Origin of the sequence: Shewanella sp. Choline-02u-19, from assembly GCF_002836205.1 — a bacterium.
In the GTDB taxonomy this organism is placed as follows: domain Bacteria; phylum Pseudomonadota; class Gammaproteobacteria; order Enterobacterales; family Shewanellaceae; genus Shewanella.
On record NZ_PJBE01000012.1, the window covers coordinates 199,917 to 225,764 of the forward strand.

At 45.2% G+C, this 25,848-nt stretch carries 24 protein-coding genes; 16 read left to right on the plus strand and 8 right to left on the minus strand.

Translation table 11 applies throughout. The annotated features are described in order from the left end of the window. Nucleotides 1-150 precede the first annotated feature (150 nt). The 8 genes from CXF83_RS02985 to flhA are packed head-to-tail and all read left to right on the plus strand — an operon-like array spanning nt 151 to nt 6,608. Nucleotides 151-1,047, plus strand: coding sequence for a FliM/FliN family flagellar motor switch protein (locus tag CXF83_RS02985; RefSeq protein ID WP_232775017.1), 897 nt, complete (start codon nt 151-153; stop codon nt 1,045-1,047). Then, a complete protein-coding gene (fliN, locus tag CXF83_RS02990; RefSeq protein WP_101090809.1) occupies nt 1,040-1,396 on the plus strand; it encodes a flagellar motor switch protein FliN in 357 nt (118 codons plus the stop codon). Before CXF83_RS02985 ends, fliN begins: the two co-directional genes overlap by 8 nt. A 2-nt stretch (nt 1,397-1,398) precedes the next feature. Further along, nucleotides 1,399-2,127 (plus strand): flagellar type III secretion system pore protein FliP, encoded by a 729-nt coding sequence (gene fliP, locus CXF83_RS02995; RefSeq protein ID WP_101090807.1) that lies wholly within the window; start codon nt 1,399-1,401, stop codon nt 2,125-2,127. 42 nt (nt 2,128-2,169) lie between these two features. Continuing rightward, nucleotides 2,170-2,316 (plus strand): hypothetical protein, encoded by a 147-nt coding sequence (locus CXF83_RS22440; protein ID WP_157822904.1) that lies wholly within the window; start codon nt 2,170-2,172, stop codon nt 2,314-2,316. A 4-nt stretch (nt 2,317-2,320) separates the two neighbouring features. Next, nucleotides 2,321-2,590, plus strand: coding sequence for a flagellar biosynthetic protein FliQ (locus CXF83_RS03000; RefSeq protein WP_101090806.1), 270 nt, complete (start codon nt 2,321-2,323; stop codon nt 2,588-2,590). Nucleotides 2,591-2,601: 11 nt separating this feature from the next. Continuing rightward, complete coding sequence (fliR, locus tag CXF83_RS03005; RefSeq protein WP_101090804.1) at nt 2,602-3,381, plus strand: flagellar biosynthetic protein FliR; 780 nt, start codon at nt 2,602-2,604, stop codon at nt 3,379-3,381. Further along, nucleotides 3,378-4,511 (plus strand): flagellar biosynthesis protein FlhB, encoded by a 1,134-nt coding sequence (flhB, locus tag CXF83_RS03010; RefSeq protein WP_101090802.1) that lies wholly within the window; start codon nt 3,378-3,380, stop codon nt 4,509-4,511. The genes fliR and flhB overlap by 4 nt, the downstream gene beginning before the upstream one ends. Nucleotides 4,512-4,526: 15 nt before the next feature. Continuing rightward, complete coding sequence (gene flhA, locus CXF83_RS03015) at nt 4,527-6,608, plus strand: flagellar biosynthesis protein FlhA (RefSeq protein WP_101090800.1); 2,082 nt, start codon at nt 4,527-4,529, stop codon at nt 6,606-6,608. A 209-nt stretch (nt 6,609-6,817) separates the two neighbouring features. Here flhA and CXF83_RS03020 read toward each other — a convergent pair whose 3' ends face one another. After that, the gene (locus CXF83_RS03020; protein WP_101090798.1) at nt 6,818-7,330 is read right to left on the minus strand and encodes a GNAT family N-acetyltransferase; all 513 of its coding nucleotides are present in this window, start codon (nt 7,328-7,330) and stop codon (nt 6,818-6,820) included. Between the two features lie 108 nt (nt 7,331-7,438). Here CXF83_RS03020 and CXF83_RS03025 point away from each other — a divergent pair, with 108 nt between their 5' ends. From CXF83_RS03025 to CXF83_RS03035, 4 genes are all read left to right on the plus strand, one after another. Then, a complete protein-coding gene (locus CXF83_RS03025) occupies nt 7,439-8,863 on the plus strand; it encodes an aminotransferase-like domain-containing protein (RefSeq protein WP_101090796.1) in 1,425 nt (474 codons plus the stop codon). 96 nt (nt 8,864-8,959) lie between these two features. Beyond that, nucleotides 8,960-9,085, plus strand: a complete 126-nt coding sequence (locus CXF83_RS22930; RefSeq protein WP_257985428.1) for a hypothetical protein — start codon at nt 8,960-8,962, stop codon at nt 9,083-9,085. 18 nt (nt 9,086-9,103) lie between these two features. Continuing rightward, nucleotides 9,104-9,628 (plus strand): sulfatase-like hydrolase/transferase, encoded by a 525-nt coding sequence (locus CXF83_RS03030; RefSeq protein ID WP_198553502.1) that lies wholly within the window; start codon nt 9,104-9,106, stop codon nt 9,626-9,628. Nucleotides 9,629-9,810: 182 nt separating this feature from the next. After that, complete coding sequence (locus tag CXF83_RS03035; RefSeq protein WP_101090794.1) at nt 9,811-10,284, plus strand: peroxiredoxin; 474 nt, start codon at nt 9,811-9,813, stop codon at nt 10,282-10,284. A gap of 55 nt (nt 10,285-10,339) precedes the next feature. Here the strand turns inward: CXF83_RS03035 and CXF83_RS03040 are convergent, their stop codons facing one another. From CXF83_RS03040 to ompR, 4 genes are all read right to left on the minus strand, one after another. Beyond that, nucleotides 10,340-11,191 carry a hypothetical protein gene (locus tag CXF83_RS03040; protein WP_101090792.1) on the minus strand — a complete coding sequence of 284 codons (852 nt, stop codon included), beginning with the start codon at nt 11,189-11,191 and terminating at the stop codon, nt 10,340-10,342. A gap of 111 nt (nt 11,192-11,302) precedes the next feature. Then, nucleotides 11,303-13,246, minus strand: coding sequence for a methyl-accepting chemotaxis protein (locus tag CXF83_RS03045; protein ID WP_101090791.1), 1,944 nt, complete (start codon nt 13,244-13,246; stop codon nt 11,303-11,305). A gap of 197 nt (nt 13,247-13,443) precedes the next feature. Continuing rightward, a complete protein-coding gene (gene envZ, locus CXF83_RS03050; RefSeq protein ID WP_101090789.1) occupies nt 13,444-14,760 on the minus strand; it encodes a two-component system sensor histidine kinase EnvZ in 1,317 nt (438 codons plus the stop codon). Nucleotide 14,761: 1 nt separating this feature from the next. Then, entirely contained in the window at nt 14,762-15,487 is a 726-nt protein-coding gene (gene ompR / locus CXF83_RS03055; protein WP_101090787.1) for an osmolarity response regulator transcription factor OmpR, read from the minus strand. Nucleotides 15,488-15,842: 355 nt separating this feature from the next. Here ompR and greB point away from each other — a divergent pair, with 355 nt between their 5' ends. The 3 genes from greB to CXF83_RS03070 all read left to right on the plus strand — a co-directional run bounded on the left by greB (nt 15,843) and on the right by CXF83_RS03070 (nt 21,123). Next, a complete protein-coding gene (greB, locus tag CXF83_RS03060; RefSeq protein ID WP_101090786.1) occupies nt 15,843-16,328 on the plus strand; it encodes a transcription elongation factor GreB in 486 nt (161 codons plus the stop codon). A 152-nt stretch (nt 16,329-16,480) separates the two neighbouring features. After that, nucleotides 16,481-18,820, plus strand: a complete 2,340-nt coding sequence (locus CXF83_RS03065; protein ID WP_101090784.1) for a Tex family protein — start codon at nt 16,481-16,483, stop codon at nt 18,818-18,820. A gap of 431 nt (nt 18,821-19,251) precedes the next feature. Next, on the plus strand, nt 19,252-21,123 hold the full coding sequence (locus CXF83_RS03070) for an LTA synthase family protein (RefSeq protein ID WP_101090922.1): 1,872 nt from the start codon (nt 19,252-19,254) through the stop codon (nt 21,121-21,123). Nucleotides 21,124-21,142: 19 nt separating this feature from the next. Here the strand turns inward: CXF83_RS03070 and CXF83_RS03075 are convergent, their stop codons facing one another. Beyond that, nucleotides 21,143-21,616, minus strand: a complete 474-nt coding sequence (locus CXF83_RS03075; RefSeq protein WP_101090782.1) for a hypothetical protein — start codon at nt 21,614-21,616, stop codon at nt 21,143-21,145. 86 nt (nt 21,617-21,702) lie between these two features. Continuing rightward, a complete protein-coding gene (bioH, locus tag CXF83_RS03080; protein WP_101090780.1) occupies nt 21,703-22,473 on the minus strand; it encodes a pimeloyl-ACP methyl ester esterase BioH in 771 nt (256 codons plus the stop codon). A 71-nt stretch (nt 22,474-22,544) separates the two neighbouring features. Between bioH and CXF83_RS03085 the strand changes: the two genes are divergently transcribed. Further along, the gene (locus tag CXF83_RS03085; RefSeq protein ID WP_101090778.1) at nt 22,545-23,267 is read left to right on the plus strand and encodes a ComF family protein; all 723 of its coding nucleotides are present in this window, start codon (nt 22,545-22,547) and stop codon (nt 23,265-23,267) included. Nucleotides 23,268-23,303: 36 nt separating this feature from the next. On the opposite strand, the gene CXF83_RS03090 is transcribed toward CXF83_RS03085, so the two are convergent. Then, on the minus strand, nt 23,304-25,844 hold the full coding sequence (locus tag CXF83_RS03090; RefSeq protein WP_101090777.1) for a M14 family zinc carboxypeptidase: 2,541 nt from the start codon (nt 25,842-25,844) through the stop codon (nt 23,304-23,306). Nucleotides 25,845-25,848 lie beyond the last annotated feature (4 nt).

Sequence of the window (25,848 nt, forward strand, 5' to 3'; positions counted from 1 at the left end):
GTGATTGATCTAAGTTACTGTTAATTTGTGACTAATAAGCTCTGTAAGAATAACCTTTGTATTTTACTTTTTTATTACGATGTTATTTTGGCACTCGTCATTTTAATAACTATTTAAATCATTTCGTCGGTTATTTGACGGTATTTTATTGTGTGGGGATTTATAATTAAAACAACTGCGAAAGCTAATCTAATTAAGTCTGCCCAAGGTGTTGAATTAAGACCTGTGGTGTTGATTAAAGAAAAGTTGGCTCGAAGTCGATTGTTGATGCAATTGTCATTGTGCCAGCGTCCAATATTGGATGCCGTTAATTTGTTACTCATGCCTATTATACGCCAAGGTCATTTAGCGCTATCAAATGTATCCCTCAGTGCCAAAAGCAATCAAGTGACACCGCAATTACACCATGCTTGGTTTTTGCTGAGTTATAACCGTATTGAGCTAGGTTGGTGGGAAATAGACAAGTGCACCTTAGATCAGCTGGCAAGTGGCTATTATGGTAGCTGTTTGACAGCTGCAAAATCCCCGCTAAGGGCGCCCAGTCACTCTGAACTTCGTATCGTGAAACGGATAATAATGGCTGTGATAGCAAGGTTACCAGTGACCGACATGGATGCCGATAAACTCGAGCTTGAACTGGTATTGAATGCTGCACCTATTAAAGCCACTGCCTGCTGTGAACTGAGCTTTCCGCCTGGGCATGATGGTCAACCCATTCGTTTTTATATGGCTGAGCACTTGTTAGAGTTGATGGCTGAGCAGCCGAGTCAATATCAGGCTGACCCTGAGTTGTCAGAGAAGTTAGCCAATAGACTCAAACAAATTCCATTGCGAACTTCGCTGGAGCTTGGGCATCAGAGTATGCCTGTTACCTCACTACAAAATGTTGCTGTAGGCGATATTTTACCGATGAACTTACATTCTCGCTGTCCGTTGACGGTTGGGAAAAGACCGCTTTTTTACGCCACCGTACATACCCATGAGGGCCAAATAGTGGCCAAATTAACTCAAGAAGCCTTTCAAATGGAGGAACAATCCAATGGCTGAAAATAGTATTTTGCAGGATGACAATTTTCTTTTAGACGACGATTTTTTTGCAGAAGATGTGATTGATGAACCCAAAGTTCAGGCTAAGCCTGTAAAAGACATGTCGTTTTTTAATCAGCTTCCTGTACATGTGACGCTAGAGCTCGCTAGCGTAGAGATATCTTTAGGGGAGTTGGCAAAAATGGGTGAGGGCGATGTTGTTGCACTTGACCGCATGGTGGGAGAACCACTCGATATTCGTGTTAACGGTGCATTGCTTGGGCGTGGTGAGGTGGTTGAGGTTAATGGTCGCTATGGTGTGCGTTTACTTGAAGTCGAAGCGACGAGTCTAACCGGAGCAGTTAATTAACTATGTGGCGAGTGTTGCTGGTTGTATTCGTCTGTTTTTCATCGACGGCGTATGCAGGAGATGGGTTAACGTTATTTTCGCTGGCTGATGGTGATAAAACCCAGTCTGTAAACGTTAAATTAGAGATCTTGGCACTAATGACAGTGCTGAGCTTCTTACCTGCACTATTGATGATGTTGACCAGCTTCACCCGGATCATTGTCGTGTTGGCAATTTTGCGGCAAGCATTGGGTTTACAACAAAGTCCACCCAATAAGGTGCTGATTGGTATTGCCTTAGTGATGACCATTTTCATTATGCGTCCAGTGGGGCAAGCCATCTATGATGAGGCCTTTTTACCGTACGATCTGGGACAAATAGAGTTGACGGAAGCGGTTGATCGTGGAGAGAAACCATTGCGAGCGTTCATGTTGGCGCAAACGCGTGAAACGGATCTTGAACAGATGCTAAAGATCGCTGATGAACCGACAACGTTAACGACTGAGCAGATCCCTTTCTTTGTGCTTATGCCGGCATTTGTGTTGAGCGAATTAAAAACAGCGTTTCAAATTGGCTTTTTGCTGTTCCTGCCTTTTTTGGTGATCGATTTAGTGGTCGCTAGTGTCTTGATGTCGATGGGAATGATGATGCTTTCACCCCTAATTATCTCCTTGCCGTTTAAGCTGATGGTCTTTGTATTAGTGGATGGATGGTCAATGACGGTTAGCACTTTGGTCGCCAGTTATGGATAGGAAGATGATTGATGGATTAGATCACCTGCAGAGGAATAACGGATGAGTGATGTAAAGAGTGATCCGCAAATGTTGGTGCTATCAATAGGCGACATTATATATCTACTGCTTGGCACTATGATGCTGATGTTAGTCGTGTTAAATGACTGGCCCAGTGTTATTGCTCTACTCGTTCGCGGATATTTTTAGCGTTATGGACGTCAATGAACTTACCGGAATGTTTGCTGAGGCGATATTCCTTGTCGTGACAATGGTCGGGGTTTTGGTTGTTCCGGGGTTGTTGATGGGATTGGTTATTGCAGTGTTTCAGGCGGCAACTCAGGTCAATGAACAGACGTTGAGTTTTTTACCGCGACTGGTACTAACGCTATTGATGGTGCTGTTCTCAGGTGAATGGCTATTGATGCAGATCAGTGATTTCTTTAATCGATTGTTTATGAATATTCCCCATATCATTGGTTGAGGATTAGTAGCATGTTATCGCTTACCTCTGTCCAAATCAGTGCTTTTATCGGTACTTTCTGGTGGCCATTTTGCCGTATTATGGGCGCATTTATGGTGATGCCTTTCTTGGGCAGTAACTTTATACCCGTTACCGTGCGTGTGTTGTTAGCGTTCAGTATTTCAGCCTTAGTTGCGCCACTCCTACCGCCAGTGCCACAAGTGGATGCCCTCTCTTTTATGGCATTAATCTTAGCGATAGAGCAGTTGCTTATTGGTTTTATGTTAGCGCTATTCTTATCGATTATGATCCATGTTATGACGCTACTTGGCGCAATGATGTCGATGCAGATGGGTTTATCGATGGCGGTGATGAACGACCCTTCTAGCGGAGGGAGCAACCCTATTATTGGCTTGTGGTTATTGCTTTATGGCACCCTATTATTCTTGGCATTAGATGGCCACTTAGTTGCTATTGGCATATTGGTCGATAGTTTTAGATTGTGGCCAATAGGGAGCAGTGTGTTTGATTTGCCACTAATGGGGCTTATTGGGCGTTTCTCCTGGCTGTTTGCCGCAGCGTTTATGTTGGCATTACCGGCTATTTTGGCCATGCTAGTCGTTAACATTACGTTTGGTGTGTTAAGCCGAGCCGCACCCTCATTAAACGTATTTGCACTGGGTTTCCCGATGTCGATGTTGATGGGACTGCTATGCGTGTTCTTCTCTTTCACTGGTTTACCTAACCGTTATAGCGATCTGTGTTTAGATGCTCTGTCCTCCATGTATCAGTTTATTGGTGGTAGCCCATGAGCAGTAAAGATACCGGTCAGAGTAAAACTGAAAAAGCGACACCGCAGAAGCTTAAAAAAGCTCGCGATGAAGGGCAGGTTCCTCGCTCAAAAGACTTAGCGTCTTCGGCGTTGATTATCGGTTGCTCAATATTACTCACCACTACCGCAGACTGGATAGCCTCTAAAGTCGCCGAGATGACGAGAGTCAACATGTCGTTCACCAAGGCGCAGTTAGATGAGCCTGGCATGATGATGAGGCATTTGGCGTATTCATTATTGGAAATACTCAATATTCTGGGCCCACTGTTTTTAATGGTGGGCATCATTGCAATCATTACTGGGGCAATGCCGGGTGGACCTGTCTTAAGCTTTAAAAATGCGAGTTTTAAATATAGCCGTATCGATCCTATTGCGGGCTTAGGTCGCATTGCGTCGGTTAAGTCCTTGGTCGAGTTAGTTAAGTCGATACTAAAAATAGTGCTATTGATCAGCATTATGTTGTTATTTCTGGAAAAAAACTTCCAAACCTTGATGGCTATCAGCCAACTACCTATTGATGAAGCAGTCTCTCGTGGGATCGATATGTTGAGTCTGGCCATGCTCTATCTGGGGCTAGGATTGTTAGTCATCACCTTTATAGATGTGCCTTATCAATATTGGCACCATCACAAAGAGCTAAAAATGTCTTTGCAAGAGGTGAAGGATGAGCACAAACAGCAAGATGGTAAGCCTGAGGTTAAAGCCAAAATTCGTCAAATGCAGCAACGTATCAGTCGTTCAAGGGCGGACGTTTCAATCCCTAAAGCTGACGTTTTACTGGTGAACCCCAACCATTATGCCGTGGCGCTAAAATATGAATTAACTAAGGCCGATGCGCCGTACGTCGTGGCTAAGGGAACTGACGAGCTGGCGCTCTATATGCGTGATATCGCCAAGCGTCATGGTGTTGAGGTTGTTGAGTTGCCGCCATTAACGCGCGCAATATACTACTCCACACAAGTTGAACAACAGATCCCCGCAGGGCTCTTTGTGGCGATCGCCCATGTACTGACTTATGTCATGCAGCTGCAGGCTGCGCGCCAAGGTCAGCAGGCCAAGCCTGATCCTCTACCCCACTTTTTTATTCCTACAAATTTACAACATGATTAAAGGTTATTTGAATTGATGAACTGGTTTTCACGTACTTTTGCCGGTAGTCCAAGTTATATCGGTATTCCAATTATGCTGCTAGCGGTGTTGGCAATGGTGATTTTACCGTTACCGCCTTGGCTGCTCGATATCTTTTTTACCTTTAACATCGTGTTGGCGGTGATGGTGTTACTTGTTGGAGTATCCATTCGGCGACCCTTAGAGTTTTCGGTATTTCCAACGGTACTACTGTTAGCGACCTTATTACGTCTAACATTGAACGTTGCCTCGACTCGAGTTGTGTTGATTGAGGGGCATGAAGGCGGCGATGCTGCTGGTAAAGTGATTCAAGCTTTCGGTGAGGTGGTGATTGGCGGCAACTATGTTGTTGGTGCGGTCATTTTCCTTATTTTGATGATCGTTAACTTTGTGGTGATCACTAAAGGTGGCGAGCGAATTTCAGAAGTCTCGGCGCGCTTTACTTTGGACGCTTTACCCGGCAAACAGATGGCGATTGATGCCGATCTTAATGCGGGTGTGTTAACGCAAGAACAAGCTAGAGACAGGCGACAAGAGGTCGCCCGTGAAGCTGATTTTTACGGTTCAATGGACGGCGCTTCAAAGTTTGTTCGTGGTGACGCGATTGCCAGTATCCTTATTCTGACCATTAACATGTTGGGCGGTTTGGCAATCGGTGTCTTCATGCATGACTTAAGTGCCGGAGAAGCCTTTAAGACTTATGCCTTGCTCACGATTGGTGACGGTCTGGTCGCACAAATCCCCTCGTTATTGCTTTCAACTGCTGCTGCCATAATTGTGACTCGTGTGTCCGATGCCGAAGAGATGCCAGAGCAATTGCGTCAGCAATTGTTGGCCAACCCTAAAACATTGGTGACCGCTGCGATCGTAATGCTGATCCTAGGTATCGTGCCTGGTATGCCGAGCTTAGTATTCTTATCTTTTGCGGCACTGCTGGGGTTTGTGGCTTGGAAACAGGGTCAAAGGCCGCCAGAGATTGCCGAATCCAAAGTTGAACAGCTGCGGGAAACCAATTTAAGTGAGCCATCCGCTCCCAGTTGGGACGGCCTACCTTATACCGATCTGATTGAGGTGAGGTTAGGGTATCGTTTAGTGCATTTGGTTGAACGCAGTAAAGGAGCTGAGTTGCAAAAGCGCCTGACCGGGATCCGTCGTACACTATCTGAACAAGCTGGTTTTTTATTGGCAGAAGTGCGAGTGCGCGACAACCTGTCATTGGCGCCTAATGCTTACCAAATTAGTTTAATGGGTAATCCTGTTGTCACCGCAGAGTTAGATCCTGATAGGCTAATGGCCATTAAGAGTGGCCCGGTATTTGGCGACATAGATGGGGTGATTACCAAAGAGCCTGCTTACCAAATGGATGCCACTTGGATAGATCAAACTCACAAAGCAAAAGCGCTCAATCTTGGTTACTCGGTTGTCGATAATGCCACTGTTATTGCCACTCATGTGAGCAAGTTGATCCGTGAATCCCTACCCGATATGTTGCAACATGATGATGTACTGTCGTTGAGTGATCGTTTGGCCAAACAAAGCCCTAAATTGGCGGAGTCGCTCAATAACGCGTTAACGCCAATATTACAGCTTAAGGTCTATCGTTTGTTGCTGAAAGAGCAAGTGTCACTAAAGGATATTCGGACCATTGCGACGACGTTACTCGATTGCAGTGAGAACACGAAAGATCCAGTATTATTAGCCGCGGATGTACGCTGTGCCTTGCGCAATACTATTTTGCACTCGATTGTGGGCGCAGAGCCTAAACTTAATGTGATGACATTAGCCCCTGAGCTTGAACAAACCTTAATGTCGGCGCTTAACCAGTCACAACAACAGGGGAAGGGATCACTAGATAGCTTTCCGGTTGAGCCACAATTGTTAGCACAATTACAGCAACGAATGCCGCAGTTATTAGCGCAGGCGAAGGAGCAGGGTCATAGCCCATTATTGTTAGTCTCTCCTCAACTGAGGCCCATTTTGGCTCGTTATGCCTTGGCGTTTGCACGAGGGTTGCACGTGTTGTCTTACAATGAGATCCCTGAAACGCGTGAGTTGTTAGTCGCTGGGCAGTTAGGTTAGTCAAAGGGAGCAGTAGCAAGGGACAGCTTATTTCCCCTTGTTACTGTGTCACCGTGTAGAGTTAGCTCGCGACGGTGAATCATAGTGGTAAAGCACCTACTGATACGAATATGTACCTCCTCCAGTTGCAATATTTTTCACGAAACGTTTGATAATGATGCCTAAGGCAGAACGCTAATTCATCGTTTAAAGTGGACTTACCCTTGGGGCTACTTCAGCTGGATTACATAGCTGTCGATGGTGTACCCACCCTCTTGATACTGTTTTACAAACTGCATTCCCAGCTTTTTCAGCACATGGATAGAGCCGCTATTTTCTGGCATCACTTCGCCATAAACCATATCCAAATCCATATGGGCACGAGCATAGGTGAGACACGCTTGGTTTGACTCAGTGGCAAAGCCTTGGCCCCAATAGTCGGGGTGAAAACGGTAACCAATATCGACAGCATTAATACGCGTTTCATTTTTAAAGCCACAAAAGCCGATAACCTGCCCGGTCTCTTTTAGCACCACCGCCCAACGAGCAAAGCCAAATTCTGCATACTCTTTAATCCAGATGTTTTCGATGATCCCAGCGGCATCTTCAACACTTTCGCACAGACCGGCATCACCCGTGTAGCGGTTGACGATTTCTGGAGAGTTAAAGTGGTAAACAGCTTGGGCGTCATCGCGATTGAATTCGCGAATGATTAAGCGCTCTGTTTCAGTGATGACTTTCATATTTTTTACATCCTCTATTCTGTATTGGTTTTTACTTTACCTATAGATTGAAATGCAAAACAGATACAGTTAAAGCCAATAAAACCCAATACAGATGGTGAATCACTAATGGCAGCGTTTAAATATCGAAAAGTTGTCGATGAGATCATGACTGCCATTGAGCAAGGTCAACTGACGGGAAAGCTAATGTCAGTGCGCACATTCGCTAAACAAAGGCAGTTGGGGATATCAACGATCATGCAGGCTTATCATGAATTGGAGCGTTTAGGCTGGGTGGTCGCCAAGCCCAAACGTGGCTATTTTGTGGTCTCTAGAGTCAATGCCAAACCGCCTAATTATGGTCGCCAAATCAATAGGGTGCTTGCCGGGTTAACACTCGATAGAGCGGTGCAATACTCCTTTAATGATGATGATATTTTACCGTTATCGTGCACTGCACCCAGTACAGTGATAGATCCCGAGTTGCTGCTTAATCAGCTGCACAAAAAAGCGCTGGCTAAACGGCCTTATAAGCTATGGATGCAAGATCCAATCGAAGGCGTTGCTGCGTTTAGGCAGGCTATTTGTCAGCATCTGTTGCGCAGTCAGCAAGTGTTTAATTATGAACAAGTTCTGATCACTAACGGACGACAAGAAGGGTTAATGCTAGCGCTTATCGCAGCTAAAGCTTTACAGCAGCCGATTGCTGTCGAGTCACCTATGTCATTTTATTTTCAAACCATGTTGAAACAGTTCAATGCAGATGTGGTTGAAATACCTATGCAGGCTGACTATCAAGACGAGCTTGCGCTGTTAAGTAGCGCTTATGAATCGCAGTCTTTTACGACCTATTTGGTGAATCCCAATTTTGCTGATCCTACTGGCAGAGTGCTCAGTAACAGCGAAAAACTACAGCTTATTGAGTGGGCTGAAAAACATCATGTGACGTTAATTGAATATGATCGTGGTGAACTCTATTTTGGCAGTGAACGCCCTGTGACTATTGCAAGTTTGGTGTGTGAGCAGTCATCATGCCGAGTGATCTGCATTGTCGATTTTTACGATACCATTTCACCGAGCATCAGCTTGGGCTATTTATTGTGTATTAATAGCTTTGATGAGTGTCAATTTGCTAAGCAAACCGTCGCCGAAGAGCCAAGTATCTTGCTGCAGCACATGGTACAAGAGATGATGGATTCTGGCCGCTATCACAAGCACCTCACTGCACTTAGATCTCAAATACAGCAGAATTACAGTGCGACAATGGCACTGCTTAGGCCGCACTTGGCTACCATTACCGCAACACCGTTTTATCTTAGTCAGCCTAGCGGCGGCCCTTGTATTTGGTTTCAGCTGCCAGCGGATTTAACCAGCCAAGCGTTGTGGTATAAAGTGATTGATAATAAATTGTCTATTGCCCCTGGAGCCATGTTTACGCTCGATAGCCGTTACGATAATTATTTCCGAATAACCTATGCGTTGCCATGGAATGAGGAGATGGAAAATGGAATTGGTTTACTGGGGCAGATTATCGCGGAGTATGTACAGCAATAGCGTTAGGTTGCGAGGTGAACGTGAATTAGATGGCTATTTTTATCCTCAATTTCTGCACCGTCGATCTCTTTAGTTACTCGGTGAAGATAGTTATAAGTGTCTGTAAAATATTATTTTTTACCGACCAAGCATGGTTTTGACGAATACTGGGGCTGGTTACACCATTTGAATGCGATGGAATACACCGAAGATCCCGATTGGCCAAAAGATAAAGCGTTTTAGAAGTTTGCGCCGCGAAACGTGATCCATGCTAAATCCGATGGTAAGGGTGGCCAGTCGATTAAAGATGACGGACCATTGTCTATTGAGCGGATGCGGATGCGGATGCGGACGCGGACGCTTGATGATGAAGTTAACAGGCACACCATTAACTTTATTGAAAAAGCAGTAAAGGCGAACAAACCATTTTTCACCTGGTATTGTCCATCTCGCGGCCATGTGTGGACACACCTTTCGCCTAAATATGAAAAAATGCTGGGTACTAATGGTTGGGGTCTTCAAGAAGTGGTGATGAAAGATCTTGATGATCATGTTGGTGAGATGCTGGCAAAAATTGAAGAGCTAGGGATTGCCGATAACACCATTATTATTTTCACAGCCGACAATGGACCAGAGATAATGACTTGGCCTGACGGTGGTATGACGCCGTTTCATGGTGAGAAAGGAACCACTTGGGAAGGGGGCGTTAGAGCGCCATTTTTGATCCAGTGGCCTGCGGTGACGGCTGACAGTGGCCCGATTAACACCGGTGGTGTCGGTAACTAGAGGCGGAAAGTCGTAGTGGAAATAGCGACACTTTGAAAGCTCATCATTTACGATGAGCTTTTTTTATGGACAATATAAAGGGCTACTAATTTGATAACCCTGTTTTCTCTCTGTATTTGTTTGCGGTAAATTGCACTAGCATATAGATACAGCCACTATTCTAACATTGAAAGGAACACCTAATGATCGAACAAGGACAAGCTTTACCCACTGGCACTCTGGCAGAACTCACAGCCGATGGTATGCTAAATCATAATGTTGCTGAGCTATTCGCCAATAAAAAAGTGGTACTTTTTGCAGTACCAGGCGCCTTTACACCGACCTGTTCTGAAGCTCATCTACCTGGTTTTGTAGTGATGGCTGACGAATTCAAATCTAAAGGTGTTGATATTGTTGCATGTGTTTCAGTTAACGATGCATTCGTCATGAAAGCATGGGGAGCTGCGCAAAATGCATCTGAATTGATGATGTTAGCCGATGGTGATGCGAGCTTTACCAAAGCATTAGGACTCGAGATGGACACTGCTGGTTTTGGCGGTGTGCGTTCACAGCGTTATGCGATGGTAGTTGATAATGGCGTAGTCACAACATTAAATGTTGAAGCACCACAGTCATTTGAAGTCAGTACTGCCGAAGCGATTCTAGCGACACTTTAAGCGGTAAAAGCATCTAAAAAAGGAGCTTAATAGCTCCTTTCTTATTTTGCTGTTTTTAGAAATAATGCACGTATTCAACGGCAACGCGATACAGTACGTCATCAAAGCCAATCAAGTCTTGCTCTGATTCTCGGTCAATATATTGAGTGATAAAGTGCAGCAAGTTATTGTTATCAGCTAACGGCACGACCACGCTCATGTTTAGGCGGTTAAAGGTGTATGACTTACCATCTTTATAACCCCAAAGGCCATCATAACGGCTGTAATCAATGCCTAACTGCACACCAGAGTGACCAAAGGTGTAACGGTTGCTCCAAGCAAAGTAGTAGCCGTAACCTCGACGATTTAACTCATCTTCGGTAATGCCTTTATATTCGCGTGGCCAATCGTCATCTTTCTCTTCTTCGCTATATGCAACACCAAGTGTTAGGCCTAGGTCATAGTAATTGACATCACCGTAGCGATTGTTGAGTCCAAGCCCTGCAATGGCGAGTTGTTCAAATTCTTCAAGTTGCTGGCTGTTATAGTGACCTTCGTAGCGACCTACAAAGCTTAAGGTGTGGTTAGCGTTATTGTTGATATTCATGAAAGGACGTTGGTACTGAAGCTTCATGTCCATCGAGTTACGATATCTATCTTCGTCGTATTTTTCTGAATCTTGCTCGTAATAATAAGTGCCGCGGACTCTAAAGTAATTCTTGTCTAACTGGTAGGTATTATCGTAGCGAAGGTCGTCCCAGATGACAGAGACACCCACACCTTTAGACAGGGAGCTATCAGGAGAGTCTTCATAGGTTTCCATAGCCGTTAATATGGATATTGCAAAAGGGGAGTCAGACTCGGCTGCATTAACCTGACCTGATAAAAAGCTTGTCGCGATAACCGCGCTTAAGAGGAGGTTGTTCATAATATCCCTATTCCCTTTGTTAAAATCCAGCATCACGCTATTGAAAGTACTGTTATTTTAGCTGGATTCTTACCGAAAGGTTACAAAAACCTAGCATCACCGGCATGTTTTTCAAACGCTCGTCTTAATACCTAAGCTGACTTCGATATTTTCAACGCTTAATTCAACCTCTTTGGCTATCTCATCACTTTGCTGTGAGGCAGCTTGAGCATGGTCTTTAAGGCTGTTCATTGCGCTAACAAAGTCGTCCAAATAGCTGACTTGCTCTAAGGCACTATTAGCCCCTTGTTTGGCGGTTCTGGCCATATCGCTTGCTTGAAATTGCACATTTTGAGCGACTTGCCATAGGCTCTGTGCGCGTTGTCTTTGAGTCTGTGTAGCCTCTTCAATGCCATGCACTCGTTCATCAAGGTCAGTATTAGCTTGAGTGAGCTGGTTGAGGATCTGCATAATCTCTTTTAGTGATATTTGGGTTCGTTGCGATAGATTCCTGACCTCGTCAGCAACCACGGCAAAGCCTCTGCCTTGCTCGCCCGCTCTAGCGGCTTCGATAGCAGCATTAAGGGCGAGTAGGTTGGTTTGTTCGGCAATATTACTAATCACATCAATGATTTTAGACACGTCAGAAACCGACGTTGTAAGGCTAGCAAGCGATTGATGGCAATGAGTGACTGCAACTTGTGAGTCTGCTGTTGCATCGAGCACGGCTTGGGCTTCTTGCTGGCTGAGCTGCATCTGCTGCATGGTTTGTTGTGCGCTTTGCTCCACTTGTCCCGAGGTTTGACTCACATCTTGTGCCAATACACGGATATGCTCAGTTTGGTCTTGTGCGGTGAGCACAATATTTTGAGTCTGCTCTGTACTGGCTGAAAGGTATGAAATACGGTTAACGAGTAAGCTAAGAGATTTGGATACATGAGTTATCTGCTCACGTTGTACCTCATCTTCTTTCTCGAAGCGCTGTAAAAGCTGGTTGAAATGGCCCGCAATTTGACCCGTTTCGCAGCGACGCTGAATTGCCAGTCGCTCTCGACTATTGGATTCACTTAACTTGTGGAAGGCGCGGTTAAGATGTTTGAGCGGTTTAATTACCCGCCGTTGTTGCAGTATTAAATAGCCAATAGCAAAAAGAATAAGCACAGACACCATAGTATAGATAGCGATACTGAGTTCTTGCTTTAGTTGCTGATTATGTTGCTCTTGCTCCATACCGAGCGCCAATAATAGCTGTTCGATGGTGGCGATATCCTGAGCCATTGCTTGCTGAGTACGTTGGTTTTTAATCAATAGCGAGTGGGTATTGTTGACCTCTTTGTTATAGCGATTACTTAAGCTTAATAGTTCACTGTGGGCGCTCTCTCCTATCTCTATCTCTTCTCCGCTTTCATCTCCGAGAGCAAACTCGTCAACTTCCAGCGTTTCATATATCCCGATAAGCGGCAGAGCATCGAGCTTGTCATGCCACAAGTTAAGCTCATTAATAAGGCTGTCTAATATGGATTTCAGTCGCTGCTCTTTGCCGATCAAATACCCGTCAGTGACTTGCGATAAGTCATAGATCAAGGGTGGCAGTTCTCTGGTTAAGGCTAAGTATTTATTGGCAAGTCGTGGCTGTTGCTGCAAGCCTTGAAGCGCATAATCAGCCAGACGACGATTGTAATCGAGCATCTCTGATTCAGCATGGGCTAATAATTGCCTGGGATTACCTGCAAGCTTACCCGCAGCGCGATAGTCATTATCGAGGGCGATAATAAAGTGTCGAATCGAAGCTTGTAGCGGCAACACTTCAACGCTTTGTTGTTGACTGATTTGCATCTCAATTTTAGCTAAGTTGAGCTTAGCTTGTTCAAGCTTACTAGCGTCGCCACTAGTAAGGTACCTATCAAGCTCACGTCTGATTTCAACTAAAAAGGTTTTTTGGATCTGTTGTAGCTGGGAAGTTTGTTGCTCAATGAACAGCCGCTCTTCACTGCTCCAAAACACGACGCCAGCGAGTAATGCTGCAATGAGCAGCAATACAGCTGATGCAGAAAGCGATAGGGTTGATATTTTCATTCCGTTGACTCACATCAAAAAGATGATGCAAGAATATGTCACTTAGATTACAAAAAAATTACAAGAAAACAGCGAATACTAACGCCATTGAATCGATGACTAATTTAGCGCTCTCTCTGGGCTTTCAATGTTAGGCGTATTGTTGAAGATTCGATAGACGACGGCTTGAAAGAGGCTCTGATTCAATGATGGTGACGCTATTCTAGCGGCAGCCAAACTTGGGCGTGCAGGCCGCCTTCATTGCGATTGGTGAGAATGACTTTACCTTGGTGACGGTCAACGATTCGCTTGATAATTGCTAGACCTAAACCTGATCCGACGCTACCGCGGGCGGTATCGCCCTGAGTGAAAGGTTCGAACAGTTTGGGGATCTGATCTTCAACGATACCGGGGCCATCATCCTCAACACTAAAGCCAAGGTATTTGCCGTTAAACTGCGAGCTTATTTTGACCCAGCCATTGCCATAACGATAAGAATTTTCCACTAAATTACTTAAAATACGTTTGATAGCAATGCCTTGCATCAGAACTTGTGGGCATTCACTTAAATCGGACTCAATGGTGCCTTCACGATTAGATTCTGCTTGGATCACGTCATTAATCAAATCGTTAATTTGTTCTAGCTCGCGAGTACCTTCTTGGTCTTGTCGTATATAGGCGATGAATTGATTGATAATGGCATCCATATCTTCAATGTCATGCACAATGCCATCTTTTAAATACTGGTCCTCTTCAACCATCATCTCAGACGCCAAACGAATTCGAGTTAAGGGGGTTCTGAGATCGTGAGAAATCCCCGCCATTAACAAGGCTCTGTCTTGCTCTAGTTGTTTCATGCAATAGGACATCTGGTTGAACGTATTGGTCACCTCAACAATTTCACTAGAACCACTGATGGGTAAAGGCTCGGGGTAATCACCACGAGACACTGCAATTGCGGCTTTTTGTAGGCGTCTTAAAGGGCGATTTTGCTGGCGGGCAAACCACCATCCACCGGCGACACTCAAGGCGCCTATCACCATTAAGTATAGGGTGAGTGGCGAAAGGTTTTTCTCGTTCAAGCCGATGAGCGGAACTTTAATCCAAAGAGAGGGAGCTTGAGGTGGACGGATCCAAATTTCAAACTCTTCACCTTGTGCAATGCGCACTTCGGCTTCACCGCCGAGGTATTCTGACATTTGTGACGAGAGAAAACCGTAATAGGTTGCCCGTTCAATACCTGCTTGACGCGCCTCTTTTTGATTATAAAACTGCATGGCATCGTCACCCACTTTGGCATTAAGTGCGTCTACCATAGTGAGGTGTTCACGGCCAACATCGACCCCGTCGACAAACAACAGTTTTACTTGGCGTGCAATCAGTTGGTTAATTTGTTGATAGCTCGGCTTAATAAAGTAAACCGCAACCGAAAGGTAAGACACCAATTGATTAGTCAGCAGTAAGCAGCCAATTAACATCACTGTTTGGCTGAAGGAGCTGCGGGGGACTAAGCGGTGCCACCATCTCTTTTTCATACTACTTTCGTGATGAGCCATCAGGCACAAACACATAACCTAAACCCCAAACCGTTTGAATGTAGCGCGGGTTAGCAGCATCGGTTTCAATTAAGCGGCGTAAGCGTGAGACTTGCACATCGATAGAACGCTCAAGTGCAGAGTAATCTCGGCCACGGGCAAGGTTCATCAATTTATCGCGTGATAGAGGCTCACGAGGATGACTGACTAACACTTTTAATACTGCAAACTCACCGCTGGTAAGGGCAATTGCCTCTTCGCCGTGATGCATTTCACGCGTTGCAAGATTGAGTGAGAATTCACCAAAAGTGATCTCCTCTTCTTGCTGGGTCGGTGCACCGGGTACTTCAGGCGTTTGGCGGCGCATTACCGCTTTAATCCGAGCCAGTAACTCTCGTGGATTAAAAGGCTTGGGCAGGTAATCATCTGCACCCAGTTCTAGACCGATAATCCTATCGACTTCATCTCCCTTCGCGGTGAGCATAACGATGGGGATAGTGTTACCTGTTTGACGCAGTCGGCGACAGATGGATAGACCGTCTTCACCAGGGAGCATCAAGTCCAGTACCAGTAGATGGAAGTTTTCGCGCTCTAATAAACGGTCCATTTGTTCGGCATTGGCCGCACTGCGGACTTGATAACCTTGCTCCATCAGGTAACGCTCCAATAAGGCGCGCAGCCTCATATCATCGTCGACAACGAGAATTTTTGAGGTTTCTTGTCCCATGCGTAGGATCCTTTTTTTGCTAGGAGGGCCAATAGGTATAGGCAACTGGCTGATATTGAAAATGAATTAGCCTAATATAGCCGCTTTAATATGTTGATGACTAGCGAGTTATTCCGCAATCGCACATTTATGTCGTTAAGACTAAATGAATCGAGTTGTTAAGGTATTGAAACATTTAGTAATAATTCTTTTGTTTGACTGTATTTGAAATTGTAACCAAATTGAACAAATTGCTAATATAAATGCTCACAAGTTGACGCAACATTTCTGCCGCGTTGTAAAGTGCCTCGACAGAGCTGAATTATGCTATGATTTTTGGCCTCAGATTATCGTTAACCTTTAAAAAGTAGTCCGTATGAGAACAAACATCGTCACCCGAGCAGGTTTCGAAAAATTGCAGAAAGAGCTGAATTACTTATGGCGCGAGCTTAGACCTGAAATCACTAAGATTGTCAGTTGGGCTGCGAGCTTAGGCGATCGAAGTGAAAATGCGGACTACACTTTTAACAAGAAGAAACTGCGAGAAATAGACCGTAGAGTGCGTTATTTGCGCAAGGCCATCGAAAATACTAAAGTTGTCGATTATTCACCAGCGCAAGAAGGTAAGGTCTTTTTTGGTGCTTGGGTTGAGATTGAAAATGATGCTGCTGAGAAGCGGGTATTTAAAATCGTCGGATATGACGAGATCTTTGGCCGTAATGACTACATCTCGATTGATTCCCCTATGGCGCGTGGTCTGTTGAAAAAAGAGGTTGATGATGAAGCCGTGATCCATACGCCTGTTGGCGAACAGGTATGGTATATCAACCGTATCTCCTATCAAGGATTTGAGGAGGCTTAGCAAGCAAGATTGCAGCGGCCTCACAGATTAAAGATCAATTAAATTAGCCAAATAGATTCCTCATCGATAAAACAGCGATTAGTGACATTAAAATTGCTTCTCAGCTGTGTTATCTTGAGCGTAATATTACCTTTTTGGCATCACTTCTATATATGCATAACATTGCACAGCTTATTGCTGAAGAACTTAACGTCCGTCTTCAGCAAGTTAACGACACTATTAAATTACTGGATGACGGTGCAACAGTACCGTTTATTGCGCGCTACCGTAAGGAAGCAACGGGTGGGCTTGATGATGTGCAGTTGCGCACGCTGAACAGTCGCCTTAGCTATTTACGAGATTTAAATGAGCGCCGCAATGTTATTTTGTCGAGTATTGAAGCGCAAAGTAAGTTAACGCCTGAGCTAAAAGCTGCAATTAATGCCGCTGACAGTAAAACGCGCCTAGAAGATCTTTATCTGCCTTACAAACCTAAACGCCGTACTAAGGGTTTGATAGCGATTGAAGCGGGAATTGAGCCATTAGCGGACTTTTTACTGGCTAATCGAGATGCTGATTGTGACGCTAAAGCGGCTGAATATTTTAATGTTGATGCCGGTTTCAGCGAGGCTAAAGCCGTATTAGATGGCGCCCGTTTTATCTTAATGGAACGCTTTGCTGAAGATGCTGAATTACTGCAAAAAATTCGTACTCACGTTGAGCAAAATGCCGTATTAGAAAGCCGCATGTCTAAAGGCAAAGAGAAAGAAGGTGCTAAATATCGAGATTACTTCGAGCATTCTGAAAAGTTAACCAAAGTCCCATCGCATCGCGCCCTTGCAATGCTACGCGGCCGCAATGAAGGCATGTTGAGCCTAAGCGTGAATGCTGACCCAGATAAAGAAGTCAAACAAGCAAGTTACTGTGAAGTCATCATTGCTGAACACTTCAAACTTGCAATTAAAGACACCGCAGTCGATCAATGGTTGAAAACGGTTGTTGCTGCAACTTGGCGAGTAAAAACAGCGTTGCAGATGGAAACCGAGTTTTTTGGACGTATGCGTGATAGTGCCGAAACGGAAGCGATTAACGTCTTCGCGCGTAATTTAGGCGATCTTCTTATGGCAGCCCCAGCGGGCGCCAAAGCCACTTTAGGCTTAGATCCGGGTCTTCGTAGTGGCGTTAAGGTTGCGATAGTGAATAACACTGGCAAACTGGTCGCACACTCCACTATTTTCCCTCATGCTCCGCAAAAACAGTGGGATAAATCGTTAAGAACCTTAGCTAACTTAGCAAAGATGCATAAGGTTGAGCTGATTGCTGTCGGCAATGGCACGGCATCTCGCGAAACAGACAAGCTCGCGGCCGAGCTCATCACCTTAGTTAAAGCCGAACTACCGACATTGACCAAAGTGATGGTCAGTGAAGCGGGCGCTTCTGTGTATTCAGCCTCTGAGCTAGCCTCGGAAGAGTTTCCTGATGTTGACGTGTCTATTCGTGGTGCAGTGTCGATTGCGCGTCGTTTACAAGACCCATTGGCAGAGCTTGTCAAGATAGAGCCAAAGGCCATTGGTGTTGGTCAGTATCAGCACGATGTGAGCCAAAGCATGCTTTCAAGTTCACTCGAGGCGGTTGTTGAAGATTGTGTAAACAGCGTTGGTGTGGATGTGAATATGGCGTCAGCGCCGCTGCTGGCACAGGTGGCGGGCTTAAATAAAACACTGGCACGCAATATTGTCAGATACCGCGATGAACAAGGACAGTTCACCAATCGTAAAACACTGCTAAAAGTGGCACGTTTAGGGCCTAAAGCCTATGAGCAAGCTGCGGGTTTTTTACGGATCAACGATGGTGAAAACCCACTTGATGCATCATCAGTACATCCTGAGGCGTATTCACTGGTTGAATCTATCGCGAGTGCAAAACAGCAATCTGTTGCGACGTTAGTAGGGAATACTGAGCTGCTAACCAGTTTAGAGGCTAAAGACTTCATCAGTGGCGATTTTGGTTTACCGACGGTGACCGATATTTTGCTTGAGTTAGACAAACCTGGACGCGATCCGCGTGGTGAGTTTAAAACAGCCACCTTTAAAGATGGCGTTGAACAGATTAATGACCTAAAGCCTGACATGGTATTAGAAGGCGTGGTGACCAACGTCACCAACTTTGGCGCCTTTGTTGATGTTGGCGTGCATCAAGATGGCTTAGTGCATATCTCATCGATGACTGAGAAGTTTATTGATGATCCGCATAAAGTCGTGAAAGCGGGCGATGTGGTCAAAGTTAAAGTGATGGAAGTCGATGCTGAAAGGCGCCGAATTGGCCTCAGTATGCGACTTACCGATAAAGCCGGCGAAGCGCCGAAAGCTGCACCTCGGCCCGCAAATAATGGTACTAAACATAAAGGCTCAAAACCGCAATCTCAGCCGCAGAAAAATGTTAAGCCAAAGCAGACGACCAATGCCGCGATGGGCAATGCGTTTGCAGATGCCTTTGCTAAGATGAAAAAATAACGGCTTATATCGACAACGTTATCTGTAACCTCTGTGAATAGAAAAACACCGACAATATTTAATATTGTCGGTGTTTTCGTATATTCCACGTAAATGATTGTTGTTTAAGTAAATTAATCTATTTTTAATATGACTGTATTAAGATGGATATTGAAGATTTTAGCGTGCAGAAATGTGCTCTAAACAGGATAAACCGATAAAGGCTGCAGCATAATGCCTAAATAGCTTGAATTAAACGCAGTAAAGGATATGTTGTAAGCCGTTTGATATTTGAAACTTATTATCGACAAGGAGGTCTTAACTTTACTTTTAAACGCTTTATAGAAAGCGATAATTTAAAATGATTAGGATTAACTATTTTGACACGTTCACATGCGTTAGGGCCATTTCGGTCGATTATCATATTCGCGGCCATCTCTTTGCTGGTTATCATGCTCAGCAGGCTGGGTCTGGCCCTTTGGCAGTTTGACCGGGTTGATGCAACCTCGGGTTGGTTAGAGTTGTTGGTTCAAGGCTTACGTGTTGATTTTGCAACATTTTGCTGGCTTTGGGGCGCAGCTGCACTGGGGACGGCTATCTTTTCTGGCGAGCATGCAATTGGTCGAATTTGGACACTAATATTGCGGGTTTGGTTGACCTTAGGTTTGCTGACGATCGTTGTCCTTGAAATATCGACGCCCTCCTTTATTGCTGAATACGGCATCAGACCTAACAGGCTGTATGTTGAATATCTTATCTATCCCAAAGAAGTGTTTTCAATGCTTTGGGCGGGTAGAAAGGTCGAACTTATTCTGTCGGCATTGATCAGTACTGCGGTGTTCATTGGTGGTTGGAAGCTCAGCGGTAAACTCACCCAAAATCAAACATACCCACGTTGGTACTGGCGTCCAGTGCTTGGTGTTTTAGTCATTGCGATTACTATTTTAGGCGCGCGTTCAAGCTTAGGGCATCGCCCGCTAAATCCATCATTGGTCGCTTTTTCAAGCGACCCATTAGTGAATTCTTTAGTGACTAACTCGGCATACTCTCTTGTCTTCGCAATTAAGCAGATGGGCAGTGAGGCAGATGCTGCCAAGATATATGGCAAACTCCCTGAAGATGAAATTGTGAGTATTATTCGCCGTGAAAGTGGCCGACCATTAGCCGATTTTCAGTCCAATGAATTCCCGAGTGTGTCTTATAACACTGCCAGTTATCAAGGTAAGCCGAAAAACTTAGTTATTATTCTACAAGAGAGCCTTGGGGCACAATTTGTGGGCAGTTTAGGCGGTTTACCGTTAACACCAAACATTGATGAGTTATCGAAAGAGGCATGGGCTTTTGACCGTATGTATGCCACTGGCACGCGCTCGGTTCGTGGGATAGAAGCCGTTGTGACCGGGTTTACCCCGACGCCCGCTCGCGCTGTGGTCAAGTTAGGTCTGAGTCAAAGTGGCTTCTTTTCGCTAGCATCATTGTTAAAGCAACATGGTTACCATAACCAGTTTATTTATGGCGGAGAAAGCCATTTTGACAACATGCGTAACTTTTTCTTAGGCAATGGCTTTACCGATATTATTGATGAAGATGATTACGAAAATCCTAATTTTGTCGGCTCGTGGGGCGTGTCAGATGAAGATCTTATGTATCGTGCTAACGATGAATTTGAACGTTTACATAAAGAAGGAAAACCATTCTTTAGCTTAGTGTTTAGTTCTAGTAATCATGACCCATTTGAATTTCCTGATGACCGCATAGAACTGTATGAACAGCCAAAGCAGACGCGAAATAATGCGGCTAAATACGCTGATTATGCCGTAGGTGAGTTTTTCAAACATGCTAAAAAATCTGATTATTGGAAGGACACTGTATTTGTTGTGGTTGCCGATCATGACAGTCGAGTGGGTGGCGCAGAGTTAGTGCCAATTTCACGCTTCCGTATACCCGGCCTAATTTTAGGTGAGGGGATCGAGCCTAAAGTTGATAAGCGAGTGACTAGCCAGATTGATTTAGGACCGACGTTATTGTCATTGATTGGCGTGAGTGATGCGTATCCTATGTTGGGTCGAGACCTTACTAAAACACCTGAAGATTGGCCTGGTCGCGCGTTAATGCAGTACGACAAAAACTTGGCTTATTTACGCGGTGATGATGTGGTGATCCTGCAACCTGAACATCCAGCATCAGGCTTTACCTATGATCCAGTGGCTGAGAAACTAACTGCTAGCCCACAGTCTGATGAAATGAAAGAAACGGCATTAGGTTGGGCGCTTTGGGGCAGTATGGCTTATCAAAAAGGCTTGCATAGCGACAATAAAAAGTAGCGCTAGTTGCAGTGACTTTTTAAACGCTTGTCAGCATATCGGACTCAGTCTTTGGCTGAGTCCGAGCTTGATAAAAGGCGTCGATATGGGCGCCAAATGCACGATAGAATTGTAATGTTTCATTGGGCATGCGCTTACTGTCAGCGCATGCTGGTTTCTCTACTGGCAGGCTTGGCAGTTTAATATCGCTGCGTTTTAATGACGAACGATAGCTTAGCAGTTGTTTTAAATCGAACGGTGCAGGACGTTTTTGCTGCTCTTGTTGCGAGTCCCCTTGTTGCTTACCTTGTACCGATTCTCGTAATTTTGCTTGTGTTTGAGCCTGCTCTGCGGTGCGCTCGTGTTGTGGATTAAAGGCGCGTTCTTCATGGCCTTTACTCGCTTGTGGTGGCGGTAATACGGGTGGCCGTTGTTGATTATCCGTGCGTGCAGCATCGGTCGCTACGTTAGACGTAGAGAGCGGTACGTTGGGATAATTCGTTACCACTTGCATAAACATTTCCACTTTGAGTTATGGTTAAATCTTAACCAAAAACAACGCAAAAATAAAGCTGTTTTACGCGCTAACCTTATTGTTAATTAGTGTTTTTTAAGCCAGCGGTCTAACGCCGTAACAAAGTCGCCTGTATGGCTTATGAACGGTGCATGAGAGGCTTTCGGCAATATAATATCTTCACTATTACTCAAATTAGGCATCAGCTTAATCACTCTACGTGGCACGAGCCCGTCGAGCTTACCCCATATCCTTAACCAAGGCTGCTTGATCAGTGGCAGTTGGTTTCTTAAATCAACCCGAGCTAACATATCAAGCCCCTGATCGAGTGCGGTGAATTGCGGCTGAGGTTTAGCGAGTACCCATTCGCGCAGTTGCTTGATGTCGCCCTTAACTGTTTGGCTACCCATGGCTTGTATTGCTAGAAATCGTTCGATGGTTTTATCGAGATCTTGGGTGAGTTGAGTCGCGAACTGAGCGAGCACATTAGGGGGGATCCCGGGCCAAGACTCCTCTTCTCTAGCCATAAAGCAAGGTGAAGACGAGATAGTACACAGGGCACTGACATGTTGTGGATACTTAAGTGCTGCTAAGGTGGCGACCAAACCGCCGAGGGACCAGCCTATCCAGATAGCAGATTTTGGCACATTGGCTATGATGCTTGCCAACCAATCATTAATATCACCAGCAACGACATTACTTTCGCCAAAGCCGGGCAGATCAACAAAGTGAAATCTATACTGAGGTAACAGATCGGGCAAAGCGGTAAATACAGCCCCATTGACTCCCCAACCATGCAGCATTACCACATCGTGGCCTTGGCCAATTGATTTGACATGTAATTTAGTTTGACTCACGTATTAGCCTTGTATTGAATTTATATTAGTGCTGTCGTATTGGCGGAAATCGCGTATGAAAAAGGAATTTCATGATGACTCAGCCCTCTTTGCAGCGATGGCTCGCGGCTATATTACCCAATCGATGCTTAATGTGCCATCAGCAGATCACGTCCACACAAAGTGGTATTTGTCGGGTTTGCCTACAGGCCTGCCTTTACCAAACACCCGTTTGCTTAGGCTGCGGTAGAGAGATGTCGCTAGAGCTTGTCTATTGTGGAGAGTGTCAGCGGCACAACAGGCTAAAGGTGGTAGCACCTTGTGGTTATCATGATGGACTCGGTCATTGGGTTGGCCAGATAAAATATCAAGCGCAGTTTGCCGTTATCGAGGTGATGGTCGATGCGCTTATCCATCGATTACATCATTTAATTGAGTTAGGCTTTGTTCAAATGCCACAAGTCATTATCGCCGTACCATTGCACTCAAAACGATTACGGCAACGTGGCTTTAATCAGGCATGGTTGGTGGCTCAATCACTGTCACAAAAGCTTAAACTGCCGTTGCTTGACGATGTGCTTATTAGGCAAACCAATACCGCTCCACAAGCGGGGTTATCAGGAAAAATGCGCCGTCAAAATTTATTAGATGCCTTTACGCTAGTGGCTGACATTAATTGGCAACGTATTGCGATTGTTGATGATGTGGTAACCACGGGTACAACGGTCAGTGAGATAGCGCGATTATTCAACAAGCAGCATATTGAAACTCAAGTCTGGTGCCTTGCAAGAGCAGAGGCACCCGGACTTAACTAGTGTTTAACGAGCACTTAGCAAGTTAAACGCTAATACTTAGTGAAGCGCGGGAATAAAGTAAAGTGCATTGGCGTAGAGTTTTTCTGACCCTAGCCATATGTTTCTAAATAGCAGGTTATCAGCAATGGCGACGACTGCGCCTTTTGACCTGGACTCAACAATAATCGCGGGGGTGTTGGCGAAACTGCTTTGATATTCTTGCGCCATATAACCACTTAATAAGGGTTGTGAAGCGTAGCTTGCCGCAACGCTGAAGTCGTTACTGGTGTGCGCAAAACCGAGAGCCTTATTCTTCATTACTGGTAAGCGGTCGCCATTAATACCAAAATTAATCGGGTGACTTTTATCCAGTGTTAATTCGACGATGGCCCCGCCGATCTCTTGTGTTGCACTAAACGATGACTTTTGATCAAAAGCCAGTCCATCAGCGTTAAAGAGTTGCTTGTAAAAACGTTTGCCTCGCAGGCTCGTTTTTAGAAAGTTGGCTTTACTCAGCCAAGTTAAGGCTCCCTTTTGGGCGATAACGACACCGCCATTAGCGGTAAAGGGCCCCAGTTTACGGCTAAACTTTTCATCTAAGCTCGCATAGCTGCCGCCAGCAAAAATAATATGAGTGTAATCAGTCAGCTTGATTGAGTTGAGTTCACTGGTATCCACTAACGTGGTGGGCACTTTAAGCTGAGAGTCTAGGTAATACCAAATTTGACCCACTTCAGGGATTGATGTGCCTTTGCCGCTGACGATTAATGGCCGTATAGGGCGGATAACGTTAAAGTCAGGGCTGCCTAAATCGATGCCACTGACGGCGCCACTGGTATAAGCGGCTGTGACACTGATGCGAAACTCTTGAGCTAGTTTACTCACTAACTTGCTAAGGTCACTGGCGGAGTAGCCATCTTGTTTTAAGGGGATTTGCAAGGTGCCAGCGGGAAAATCGACCTGGCCGGGCTTACTTGCTAATGTAAAAGGCTTAGCGGCAAATTTAACTTGCACCCCTTGGCTTAATAATTGTTGTAATGCTGGGGCAGCCTGACTTTGACGCCAGTCGATAAGTAATGCGACTGCCTTTTGTGTCCATTTAGACGGCGTAAACGTTGGCGCTGTTTTACTTAAGACGCTGAGCTCGAGCTTAACGTTCTGGCGTATCGTTAAGTCAAATGCATATTGCAAGTTCCAAGTAGAAACATCATAAAAGGTAGGGTCCTCAAACTCAGTTCTATTGTCAAACAGGGCGGTTAACAACGTGGCTTGTGCTTGATGATCGGGAATGAATACACTGTTTTCAACCGTGAATGTTTTGCCCCCTTGAGTGAGCGTGTTGGTTAAATAGTAATATTCAATTTGGTGTTGTGCTAACAGCTCTGTAAGTTGCTTTATCCGCCAGCTGTCGTTGGCAGCAGAGATCAGTCGACCCGCTTGTCTTGGCTTCTTTTTCTTTGATTGTTGGTGTTTTCCGCTGAAGAAATCGGCTTGATACTCTTGCAGTTCAGTTTTAAGTGCCAGCGCGCCTTTTAAGCTCGATATAGACGTTGCGTACTGGTTATCTATCGCCTCTTGAAAGCGAACAATGCCGTTAACAGAGTCTTGCTGCTGGCCACGCGCACTGGCTTGTTCAAACAACACACCGATAGCACCGTTGATGTCTGGATAGGTCGACCCTTTCCCGTAAAAGAAATCATCAAACAGTTGGCGGCTGAAATAGCTCTGTTTTTTATCGTCTAATGCCGCTTGATGATAACCAGCAAGTTTACTGGTTAACGTTTGATTTGCGACCGGCGTTAGTGGATGGGTTCTTTCAGGAACACCCGGCTGGAAGAAGTAGGTTTGGTTGTGGCCCATCTCATGGAAGTCCCCCACATAATGCGGTTGCCAACGATGAAATAGCGCGACTCTTCCCTGAGATTCTGGGTGACGTAGAAACAGCCAGTCTCGGTTTAAATCTGCTAAGTAATGGTTGGTTCTGCCACTCGGCCAGCGTTGCTTATGCTCTTTGTGGTTGGGGTCGCTCACGGCCACTTTACCGGCGTAACCATTGGCCCAAGTGGAAAATCTATCCATGCCGTCCGGATTTTGGCTCGGCGTAATCAGCACTACTGCATTTTTAAGTAGATTGGTCACCCACTTTTCTTCACTCGTGGCCAGCATATGACTCAGCTTCAAAGCAGCATGGGCGCCACTGGCTTCATCACCATGTATCGAATAAGCGAGCCAAATAACGATCGGCCCAGTTTGTTTAGTGTGATATTTGACTTGCTGGCGCTGCTTTAAAATTTCATCTAACTGCTGCTGGTTTTTAGCGGAGGTGATGACAGCGGTGAGTTGCTGGCGACCCTCATGACTCTGGCCAGTATTTTCGAGTGACACTCGCGGATTCTGTTTTGCTATCTCTTTAAGGTAGTAGTTGACCTGATCATGGCGTAGCAAATGTTCCCCCAACGGATAACCAAGAAAAGCCTCTGGGCTAGTAGTGGTAATTCCGTAGAGTGGATTGTCGGTTAGCCGAGTTTTTTTTGCCTCTGCCGAAAGAGAGAGCAACATCATAAAAGCGCATAAAAAAGTGAGAGCAGTTTTCAGCATCGAA

Bases quoted from the DNA above. Each gene is read 5' to 3' on its own strand.
- fliN (WP_101090809.1), top strand. From the start codon at position 1,040: ATGGCTGAAAATAGTATTTTGCAGGATGACAATTTTCTTTTAGACGAC.
- fliP (WP_101090807.1), top strand. From the start codon at position 1,399: ATGTGGCGAGTGTTGCTGGTTGTATTCGTCTGTTTTTCATCGACGGCG.
- CXF83_RS22440 (WP_157822904.1), top strand. From the start codon at position 2,170: ATGAGTGATGTAAAGAGTGATCCGCAAATGTTGGTGCTATCAATAGGC.
- CXF83_RS03000 (WP_101090806.1), top strand. From the start codon at position 2,321: ATGGACGTCAATGAACTTACCGGAATGTTTGCTGAGGCGATATTCCTT.
- fliR (WP_101090804.1), top strand. From the start codon at position 2,602: ATGTTATCGCTTACCTCTGTCCAAATCAGTGCTTTTATCGGTACTTTC.
- flhB (WP_101090802.1), top strand. From the start codon at position 3,378: ATGAGCAGTAAAGATACCGGTCAGAGTAAAACTGAAAAAGCGACACCG.
- flhA (WP_101090800.1), top strand. From the start codon at position 4,527: ATGAACTGGTTTTCACGTACTTTTGCCGGTAGTCCAAGTTATATCGGT.
- CXF83_RS03020 (WP_101090798.1), bottom strand. From the start codon at position 7,330: ATGAAAGTCATCACTGAAACAGAGCGCTTAATCATTCGCGAATTCAAT.
- CXF83_RS03025 (WP_101090796.1), top strand. From the start codon at position 7,439: ATGGCAGCGTTTAAATATCGAAAAGTTGTCGATGAGATCATGACTGCC.
- CXF83_RS03035 (WP_101090794.1), top strand. From the start codon at position 9,811: ATGATCGAACAAGGACAAGCTTTACCCACTGGCACTCTGGCAGAACTC.
- CXF83_RS03040 (WP_101090792.1), bottom strand. From the start codon at position 11,191: ATGAACAACCTCCTCTTAAGCGCGGTTATCGCGACAAGCTTTTTATCA.
- CXF83_RS03045 (WP_101090791.1), bottom strand. From the start codon at position 13,246: ATGAAAATATCAACCCTATCGCTTTCTGCATCAGCTGTATTGCTGCTC.
- envZ (WP_101090789.1), bottom strand. From the start codon at position 14,760: ATGAAAAAGAGATGGTGGCACCGCTTAGTCCCCCGCAGCTCCTTCAGC.
- ompR (WP_101090787.1), bottom strand. From the start codon at position 15,487: ATGGGACAAGAAACCTCAAAAATTCTCGTTGTCGACGATGATATGAGG.
- greB (WP_101090786.1), top strand. From the start codon at position 15,843: ATGAGAACAAACATCGTCACCCGAGCAGGTTTCGAAAAATTGCAGAAA.
- CXF83_RS03065 (WP_101090784.1), top strand. From the start codon at position 16,481: ATGCATAACATTGCACAGCTTATTGCTGAAGAACTTAACGTCCGTCTT.
- CXF83_RS03070 (WP_101090922.1), top strand. From the start codon at position 19,252: ATGCTCAGCAGGCTGGGTCTGGCCCTTTGGCAGTTTGACCGGGTTGAT.
- CXF83_RS03075 (WP_101090782.1), bottom strand. From the start codon at position 21,616: ATGCAAGTGGTAACGAATTATCCCAACGTACCGCTCTCTACGTCTAAC.
- CXF83_RS03085 (WP_101090778.1), top strand. From the start codon at position 22,545: ATGATGACTCAGCCCTCTTTGCAGCGATGGCTCGCGGCTATATTACCC.
- CXF83_RS03090 (WP_101090777.1), bottom strand. From the start codon at position 25,844: ATGCTGAAAACTGCTCTCACTTTTTTATGCGCTTTTATGATGTTGCTC.